We start from the raw sequence: 8,835 nt of genomic DNA on the forward strand, positions 1-8,835 counted from the left end.
CGACTGCGGCGTTTTTGCTCCAGGAAGATGCGCATGCAGCGCGCTGCCTTTCATGTCAATCCACTGTGATCGCTTTGAAAATCCGATTGTGCCGCAATCAGATGCACAAAAAATCACCAGAGAAATAAATGGAAACCCGGACTTCCCGAGGAGACGGCATGGATGCATCCCCCGCAAGGGCGCGCCGCCCAGGAGACGCGGGCCGGTCGGTGCGATGCGGATGGCGCCCGCCGCGGTGCAAGAATGCGCTACCGCAGGCTGCGCGACGGATGAGGGCCAAGCCCAGTGCTTGGCGTGCACAGCGCCCGGGCGGGGTCAACGAACCAACGGATGGAATGCACAGCATGCTCAAGATACTCATTGCCGTGGACGGCTCGGAACTCTCCCTGGACGGCGTGCGCCACGCGCTGACCCTGATACGCCAGGGGCTCGCGGCCACCGTGGTGCTGGCGCACGTGCAGGAGCCCGCCACGCTGTACGAAATGGTCACGGTGCGCGACCCGGAACTGATCGCCGCCGCCAGCCTCGAAGCCGGCGAGCACCTCATGGCCCGGGCGCGTGCATTGCTGGAGGCGGCCGGCGTCCCGTGCGAGACCGCGGTCGGCGTGGGCGACGTGGCGCACACGCTGGTGGACATGATCGAGCGCTCGGGCTGCGACCTGGTCATCATCGGCGCCCGGGGGCAGGGAGCCATCAGCAGCGCCCTGCTGGGCTCGGTGTCGCAGGAAGTCGCGCACGCCAGCCCGGCTCCCGTGACCATCGTCAAGCACGCCGAGGCGCCGGAGGCCGCCGCTGCGGACAACGCCGCCGAAGACGCCGAAGACACCGGGGTCTGAAAACAGGCCCCGGGCCCGCAACCCTGCCCGGCGGCGTCCCCGGATGGCCTACACTTCGCGAGCTTCGCGTCCGGTCTGCGGACCTTGGAGCCGCCCTGCCCATGATCATCACCAGCCTGCTCGACACCGACCTGTACAAGTTCACCATGATGCAGGTGGTGCTGCACCAGTTTCCGGGCGCGCAGGTCGAGTACCGCTTCAAATGCCGCAACCCTGGCGTGCAACTGGCGCCGTTCGCCGAAGAGATCCGCGCCGAGATCCGCGCGCTGTGCAGCCTGCAATTCCAGGACGCCGAGCTCGCCTGCCTGCGCTCGATGCGCTTCATCAAGAGCGATTTCGTGGACTTTCTCGGGCTGTTCCGGCTCAACGAGAAATACATCCACGTCACGCCCCGCAGCAACGGCGAGATCGACATCAGCATCCGCGGGCCCTGGCTGCACACCATCTTGTTCGAGATACCGGTGCTGGCGATCGTGAACGAGGTCTACTTTCGCAACACGCAAAAGGAGCCGAACTTCGCCGAAGGCCGCCGGCGCCTGGACGACAAGATCGCGCTCTTGCAGGCCGACGGCCTGGCGCAGCTCAAGATCGCCGACTACGGCACGCGCCGGCGCTTCAGCCGCGCCTGGCACGAGGAGGTTTTGCGCTCTCTGGTGGCCCGGCTGGGAACCGGCGACCAGCGCCCCGGAGCGCCCGCCGGCCCGGGGCAGTTTGCCGGCACCAGCAACGTGCTGTACGCGATGAAGCTGGGCGTGACGCCGCTGGGCACCATGGCGCACGAATACCTGCAAGCCTGCCAGGCGCTGGGCCCGCGGCTGCGCGACAGCCAGGTGTTCGGCTTCGAGATCTGGGCCAAGGAGTACCGGGGCGACCTGGGAATCGCGCTCTCCGACGTGTACGGAATGAGCGCCTTTCTGCGCGACTTCGACCTCTATTTCTGCAAGCTCTTCGACGGCGCACGGCACGACAGCGGCGACCCCTTTGACTGGGGCGAGCGCTTGCTCGGGCATTACCGCCAGCACCGCGTGGACCCGCGGAGCAAGACGCTGATCTTCAGCGACGCGCTCACGGTCGCGCGCACCATCGATCTGTACCAGCAGTTCCGCGGCCGCTGCCAGCTGGCGTTCGGCATCGGCACCCATCTGACGAACGACCTGGGCAGCCCGCCGGCGCATGAGCCACTGCAGGTGGTCATCAAGATGGTGCGCTGCAACGACCAGCCGGTGGCCAAGCTCGCCGACTCGCCGGGCAAGGGCATGTGCGACGACGAGAAGTACCTGGCCTATCTGCGCCAGGTGTTCGATATCCCTGCGCCGGCGTGAGCCAGGGCGCCCGGGTTTTTTTTGACCATCCGATGAATACAAGACCCATGAACCCTGCGCGCGCACGAATTGCTCTGACCCGGCTCGCCGGACTGAAATGCGCCGGCCCCTGCGCCGCCCTTCTGGCGGCGTTGCCGGGCACGGCCCGCGCGGGCGAGATCGACGGCAGCACGCTGTCCTTGCTCTGGGGCGTTCCCTTTGCGGGAATCCTGCTGTCGATTGCGCTCCTGCCGCTGCTCGCGCCGCACTTCTGGCACCACCATTTCGGCAAGGTCGCGGCGGCGTGGGCGCTGGCGTTCTTGCTGCCTTTTGCGGCCCGCTTCGGACCCGGGGTGGCGGGCGCGGGTCTGGTGCACGTGCTGCTGGCCGAGTACCTCCCGTTCGTGCTCCTGCTCACCGCGCTGTTCACCGTCGCCGGGGGCATCCATATCCGGGGCAACCTGCACGGCCGCCCGGGGGTGAACACGGCCATCCTGGCCATCGGCGCGCTGCTCGCCAGCTTCATGGGAACCACGGGCGCGTCCATGCTCATGATCCGCCCGCTCATCCGCGCGAACGACGACCGCCAGCACGTGGCGCATGTGGTGGTGTTCTTCATCTTCATCGTGTCCAACGCCGGGGGCTCGCTCACCCCGTTGGGCGACCCGCCGCTGTTCCTGGGCTTTCTCAAGGGCGTGGATTTCTTCTGGACCGCGGGCCATATCTTCCCGGAGACCCTGTTCCTGGTGGGCGCGCTGCTGCTGATTTTCTTTGCGCTGGACTCGTGGTACTACCACCGGCGCGAAGAACTGCTGCCGCGCGACCCCACGCCGGACAACCGCGCCATCGGTTTCGACGGCAAGGCGAACTTCGTCCTGCTCGGCGCAGTGGTGGCGCTGGTGCTGCTCAGCGGCATGTGGAAGTCCCCGGTGTCCTTCAACATCGCGGGAACCGACATCGGCCTGCCCGGCGCCGTGCGCGACGTGGGCCTGATCCTGGTGACGCTGGCGTCGCTGCGCATCACCCCCGGGCAGGTGCACGAAGACAATCGCTTCGGCTGGGCTCCGATGCAGGAAGTGGCGATGCTGTTTGCGGGAATCTTCCTGACCATCACCCCGGTGATCGCCATGCTGCGGGCGGGCGCCGAAGGCCCGTTCGCTGCCGTGATCGCGGCGGTCACGCGGCCCGACGGGGCGCCCGATCCGGCCATGTACTTCTGGGCCACGGGAATACTCAGTTCATTTCTGGACAACGCGCCCACCTACCTCGTCTTCTTCAACACCGCCGGCGGCGACGCGGCGGCGCTCATGACCCGGCTCGCGCCCACGCTCGCGGCGATCTCCGCGGGCGCGGTGTTCATGGGAGCCAACACCTACATCGGCAACGCCCCGAACCTGATGGTCAAAGCGATTGCCGAGGACCGGGGCGTGAAGATGCCCGGTTTCTTTGGCTATATGCTGTGGGCGTACTGCGTGCTGCTGCCGCTGTTCGGCGTCATGACTTTCATCTGGTTCCGTTGATTTGATTGGAGACATCCCATGAGCCTGCCCCGGATCCTGGTCACCCGCGCGATCTTCCCCGACGTCGTCGAACGCCTGCGCGCGCATTTCGAGGTCGAGGCGAACCCCGAGGACGCCATCTGGACCCCTGCCGAACTGGCCGCCCGGCTGGCCGACAAGGACGGCGCCTTTACCACCGGCAGCCAGCGCATAGACGCCGCGCTGCTCGCCTCCGCGCCGCGCCTGAGGATCGTCGCCAACATGGCCGTGGGCTACAACAACTTCGACCTGGACGCAATGAACGCCGCCGGCGTGCAGGGCACGAACGCGCCCGACGTGCTCACCGAAACCACGGCCGACTTCGGTTTTGCGCTGCTCATGGCGACCGCGCGCCGCATCACCGAGAGCGAGCACTACCTGCGCGCCGGCCGATGGACGCAGTGGAGCTACGACATGTTCGCCGGCGCCGACATCCACGGCAGCACGCTGGGAATCATCGGCATGGGCCGCATCGGCCAGGGAATTGCGCGGCGCGGCGCGCATGGCTTTGGCATGCAGGTGCTCTACCACAACCGCTCGCGCCTGACGCCCGAGTTGGAAGCGCAATGCAAGGCCACCTACCGGGACAAGCAAGACCTGCTGCGCAGCGCCGACCACGTGGTGCTGGTGCTGCCCTACACCGCTGCGTCGCACCATCTGATCGGCGCGGCCGAACTCGCGCTGATGAAGCCCGGCGCGACGCTGGTGAACATTGCGCGCGGCGGCATCGTCGACGACGCCGCGCTCGCGCAGGCGCTGCGCGCACGGCGCATCGCTGCCGCGGGGCTCGACGTGTTCGAAGGCGAGCCGCAGGTGCACCCGGACCTGCTCGCGCTATCCAACGTGGTGCTCACGCCGCATATCGCCAGCGCCACCGAGCCCACGCGCCGCGCCATGGCCAACCTCGCGGCCGACAACCTGATCGCCTTCTTCGACGGGCGCGGCGCGCTCACGCCGATCAATACGCCCAACGCCACGGCGCGCCAAGGGGGGTGAGGGGGATCGATCCTGGCGCAAGAGACGCGCGCTGATGTCGCACGATTCCTTTTGGCAAACGGGCTTTCCTTGATTTACCAATCTGGTAAACTCGGTGATTCGCTCAATCGAATCAAGGAGCGTTCTTGGAAATTCGATTCAAGGACAAGCGACTACGGCAACTGTGTGAGAAGGAGGCCGTCGCGAGAAAGAAGCTTGGAGACTCCGGAGCGCGCAAACTGCTCGCTCGTTGGGCAGATTTGACGGCAGCCTCGTGCATGAGCGATCTGAAGGCGGGCCGTCCGCATCCGCTCAAAGGAGATCGGTTGGGACAGTTTTCTCTGGCGCTTGATGGCGGCAGGCGTCTGGTCTTTGCGCCAGCCAATGACCCTGTTGCACGTCGGGAAGACGGGTCCATTGATTGGTCTGCCGTGACCGTCGTATGTATCGAATTTATTGGGGACTACCATGACTGAAGCGCTTGAAATGGACACTGCTTTTGCGCCGCAATGGGTGTCGCCGCCAGGGGACACCATCTTGGACCTGCTGGAGGAGCGTGGGTGGACTCAGCAGCAACTGGCGGATCGTCTCGGCTTTTCTACCAAGCATGTGAATCAGCTGATCAAAGGCAAGGTGCCTTTGTCCGAAGATGCGGCCATACGCCTTCAGAGCGTGCTGGGTGCTCGGGCCGGCTTCTGGCTGACCCGGGAGGCGCAGTACCGGGAACGCGTAGCGCTGCAAAAACGGCGCAGCGCAACGCCACCATGGTGCCGTGGCTTGAGCGCTTTCCAATCAAGGAACTGATGGATCAGGGCGTGCTGGTCAAGCGCCGACTCAGTGCCAAGACGAAGCCGGATCTTGTGGGAGAACTGCTGGCCCTTTTTGGTGTTGCGGGCACCAAACAATGGGAAAGCCGGTATGAACAACAGATGGAAATCGCGTTCCGCCGCAGTCGCGAAGACCAGGCAGATGTTGCCGCCATTTCAGTGTGGCTGCGGCTCGGTGAACGGGAGGCCGAAAAATTCGAGGGCCCTCGGTACGACGAACTGCGGTTGCGCCAAGCGCTGGGGAACATCCGGGCGCTGACCCATCAAACGCCGCAGGAGTTCGTCCCCGAACTGCAACATCTGCTGCGTGAAGCTGGGGTGGCTTTTGTGCTCGTTCCGGCACTGCCGAAAACGCATGTCTCTGGCGTAGCACGCTGGCTCAGTCCACATCGCCCGCTGATTCAGTTGTCGTCGTACGGAAAAACCAACGACAAGTTCTGGTTCAGCTTCTTCCACGAAGCCGCCCACATCCTGCTGCACAGCCAGCAGAAGAACGCGGTGTTCCTCGACGATCCCGACCACACGGGCCGGAGTTCCGATAAAGAGGGGGAAGCCAATGCCTGGGCACGCGACTGGCTGATTCCGCCACAGCATGCCCGCGCCATGGAAGAACTGCCTCGCACCCGTGCCGCCGTGCAGGCGTTTGCAAAACAGGTTGGCGTTCACCCGGGTATCGTGGTCAGCCGCATGCAGCACGACCGACTGTTGGACATCAGTTGGCTGAACGACCTCAAAGTCAGGGTCCTCTTTGCCCAAGCAGACCGGACCTGACGCCCCCTGATCACTCCGCACCGCCCTGCAAGCCAGCACCATACGTCTCCATATCGGCAGGCAATAACTCGATGGTCGCGCGCAGACCGGGCACGGCGCGCATCAGGGCCTGCTCGACCTGGCCGCGCAGTTCGGCGGCATGGCGCAGGCTCCAGTCGGCCGGCAGGTGCAGGTGCAGGTCAACGAACTGGCGCTGGCCCGCGCGGCGGGTCGATACGTGGTCGAAGCGCACGGCGCCGGGCGGCTGCAATTGCACGAACTGCTGCAGCGTGGCGTCGATGCGGACCTGCGCCTCGGGCTCGACAGCGCTGTCCATCAGGCCCTGGGACGAGCGCCAGACCAGTTCCACGCCTTCCTTGAGGATGTTCAGCGCCACCCCGATGGCCGCCAGCGCGTCCAGCCAGAGCCAGCCGGTGAGGGAGACACCGACAATGCCGACCAGCACGCCGGCCGAGGTCCAGACATCGGTGACCAGGTGGCGCGCGTCGGCCTCCAGCGCGATCGAACGGTGCACGCGCGCCGAGCGATACATCACCCAGGCGAGCAAGCCATTGAGCGCCGAACTGAGCACCGACAGCCCCAGGCCCCAACCGACCTGCGCGATCGGCTGCGGATCCAGCAGCCTGTGGCCGGCGGCCCAGAAAATGCCCGCCGACACGCCCACGATCAGGATGCCCTCGAAGCCGGAGGAAAAGTATTCCGCCTTGTGGTGCCCATAGGGATGGTCGTCGTCGGCGGGGCGCTGCGCCACCGTCACCATCGCCAGTGCAAACATGGCGCTGGCCAGGTTGACGAACGACTCCATCGCGTCCGACAACAGGCCCACCGAATCGGTGACGTACCAAGCCAGCGTCTTGAGCGCAATCGTGATCAGCGCCACGGCCACCGAGGCCCACAGCAAATGGCGCGGGGTCAGCCAGCGGTACGGGACGGTGGCGCAAGTGGGCATGGGGCTTGTCAGGTGGGGTTGAGGAAAACCCTGATTACACCAGAGCGGGGAGCGCGCATGGCTGCGCGGTGCCGGCGCAAACGGAACGGGCGGACTTTCCGGCTGCTGAAAACGGCTTGCCGGCGTTTCACCACCGGGACAACGATGCGTGGTCTTGGCCAAGCACCTGTCGGAAATTTTGAACCCGATTACTTGGACGCTGCCGGAACGTCTTCGGTGCGCAACCCCAATGACTGCGAATCCAGGGTCATGTTGCGCATGCGCTGGCGCATTTCCGCGCTCACGGCGCGCAGTTGATCGTCGTCTTCGAGCGCGCGCGGCGTCATCAGCACGAGCAGCTCGGTGCGGTTGTTGTTGTTCGTGGTGTTGGCAAACAGCGCGCCCAGCAGCGGGATGCTCGACAGGATGGGAACGCCGCTGCGGCCGTTGCTGTCGTTTTCGCGGATCAGTCCGCCGAGCACGATGGGCTCGCCCGAGCGCACCGCGACACGCGTCTGAATCTGGCGCGTGAGGAACGCGCGCTGGCCCGTCGCCGAGTCCAAGTCGCCAACGTCGGTGACCTGCTGCGAGATGTCCATGGTGATCAAACCGCCCGCGTTCACGGACGGCGTGACGGAGAGCATCACCCCCGTGTCCTTGTAGGTGATGGATTCGGTTATGAGGTTGCCCGCGGTCACCGCGGTGGAGTTCTTCACGGGCTGCTGCTGGCCGACCTGGATGGTGGCGTTGTGGTTGTTGAGCACCAGCACGGAGGGGCTGGAGAGCAGGCGGACCTGCGATTTTTCGGCCAGGGCATTGAGCGTGGCGCGCACGATGCCGGCCTTGTTCAGCAGGGTGTACGAGAAGCCGGGTTGCTTGGCGCCGATGTCTCCGCTCTTGTGCATGTTCAGCAGCGCCTGCCCCTCCCGGCTTCCCGAGAGGCTGTTTTTCACGAACCATTCGACGCCGTATTGCAGATTGCCCGTGAGGCTGACCTCGACGATGCTGGCCTCGATCAGCACCTGCGACGGCGCCTTGTCGAGTTCGCGCAGCGCCTGCTCGATGCGCCGATATTCCGTGCGCGGGGCCCGGATGAGCAGGGCATTGCGCTTTTCGTCGGCGACGATGCGCACATTGCCGTCGAGTTGGTTCGCGGATACGGACGTGCTGCTGCCGGGCGCAGGGGCATTGCCGTCCGGATTTTGCAAGGGCGCTGCGCCCGGCGTTGCACTGCCTGCGGTGTTGACGCTGTCGGCGAAAAAAGCGTGCCCGACGCCCCGGGCAAATTGCGGGGGCGCGGAGCCGGTGGCCACGCCGCCACCCGGCTTGGCGGACGCGGACTCACCGCCGAACAGGCTGCTGAGCATGTCCGCCAGCTGCTGCGCGGAACCGTTTTGCACCAGGTAGACGAAGAGGCCCGCTTCGAGCGCGTCGGTGGGGCGGTCGAGGCGCCGGATCCAGGTTTCCACCTGGGTCAGCAGCTGGCTGCGCGGGGTGACCACGACCAGCGCATTCAGACGTTCGACCGGGAATACCCGGATCAACCCCTCCAAGGGGTTGACCACCTGCGCGGACGCGCCGGCCGCTGCACCGGCGTTCCCCGCATAGGGACTTGCCAGATTCTCGGGTCCGAACATGACCTGCAAGGCCTCGCGCACG

The 8,835-nt window shown here is 65.7% G+C and carries 9 protein-coding genes; 7 read left to right on the plus strand and 2 right to left on the minus strand.

From position 1 onward, the window contains the following. The first annotated feature begins 344 nt into the window (after positions 1 to 344). From VTU_RS0113535 to VTU_RS0113560, 7 genes are all read left to right on the plus strand, one after another. Complete coding sequence (locus VTU_RS0113535) at positions 345 to 836, plus strand: universal stress protein (RefSeq protein WP_029554391.1); 492 nt, start codon at positions 345 to 347, stop codon at positions 834 to 836. Between the two features lie 101 nt (positions 837 to 937). Next, the gene (gene pncB, locus VTU_RS0113540; RefSeq protein ID WP_010105015.1) at positions 938 to 2,158 is read left to right on the plus strand and encodes a nicotinate phosphoribosyltransferase; all 1,221 of its coding nucleotides are present in this window, start codon (positions 938 to 940) and stop codon (positions 2,156 to 2,158) included. 47 nt (positions 2,159 to 2,205) lie between these two features. Next, the gene (locus VTU_RS0113545) at positions 2,206 to 3,657 is read left to right on the plus strand and encodes a sodium:proton antiporter (RefSeq protein WP_010105016.1); all 1,452 of its coding nucleotides are present in this window, start codon (positions 2,206 to 2,208) and stop codon (positions 3,655 to 3,657) included. An 18-nt stretch (positions 3,658 to 3,675) separates the two neighbouring features. Continuing rightward, positions 3,676 to 4,671, plus strand: coding sequence for a 2-hydroxyacid dehydrogenase (locus tag VTU_RS0113550; RefSeq protein WP_010105017.1), 996 nt, complete (start codon positions 3,676 to 3,678; stop codon positions 4,669 to 4,671). A gap of 125 nt (positions 4,672 to 4,796) precedes the next feature. After that, on the plus strand, positions 4,797 to 5,126 hold the full coding sequence (locus VTU_RS31595; protein WP_010105018.1) for a type II toxin-antitoxin system RelE/ParE family toxin: 330 nt from the start codon (positions 4,797 to 4,799) through the stop codon (positions 5,124 to 5,126). A 61-nt stretch (positions 5,127 to 5,187) separates the two neighbouring features. Continuing rightward, positions 5,188 to 5,454 (plus strand): helix-turn-helix transcriptional regulator, encoded by a 267-nt coding sequence (locus tag VTU_RS34435; RefSeq protein ID WP_201766141.1) that lies wholly within the window; start codon positions 5,188 to 5,190, stop codon positions 5,452 to 5,454. Further along, positions 5,415 to 6,248 carry an ImmA/IrrE family metallo-endopeptidase gene (locus VTU_RS0113560; protein WP_201766142.1) on the plus strand — a complete coding sequence of 278 codons (834 nt, stop codon included), beginning with the start codon at positions 5,415 to 5,417 and terminating at the stop codon, positions 6,246 to 6,248. Before VTU_RS34435 ends, VTU_RS0113560 begins: the two co-directional genes overlap by 40 nt. Positions 6,249 to 6,258: 10 nt before the next feature. Here the strand turns inward: VTU_RS0113560 and VTU_RS0113565 are convergent, their stop codons facing one another. After that, positions 6,259 to 7,197 carry a cation diffusion facilitator family transporter gene (locus VTU_RS0113565; protein ID WP_010105019.1) on the minus strand — a complete coding sequence of 313 codons (939 nt, stop codon included), beginning with the start codon at positions 7,195 to 7,197 and terminating at the stop codon, positions 6,259 to 6,261. A 188-nt stretch (positions 7,198 to 7,385) separates the two neighbouring features. After that, positions 7,386 to 8,835: type II secretion system protein GspD (locus VTU_RS27235; protein ID WP_322835862.1), on the minus strand; the 1,450-nt coding region annotated here is incomplete at its 5' end.

It is taken from the genome of Verminephrobacter aporrectodeae subsp. tuberculatae At4, from assembly GCF_000193225.1.
GTDB lineage: Bacteria > Pseudomonadota > Gammaproteobacteria > Burkholderiales > Burkholderiaceae_C > Acidovorax > Acidovorax aporrectodeae.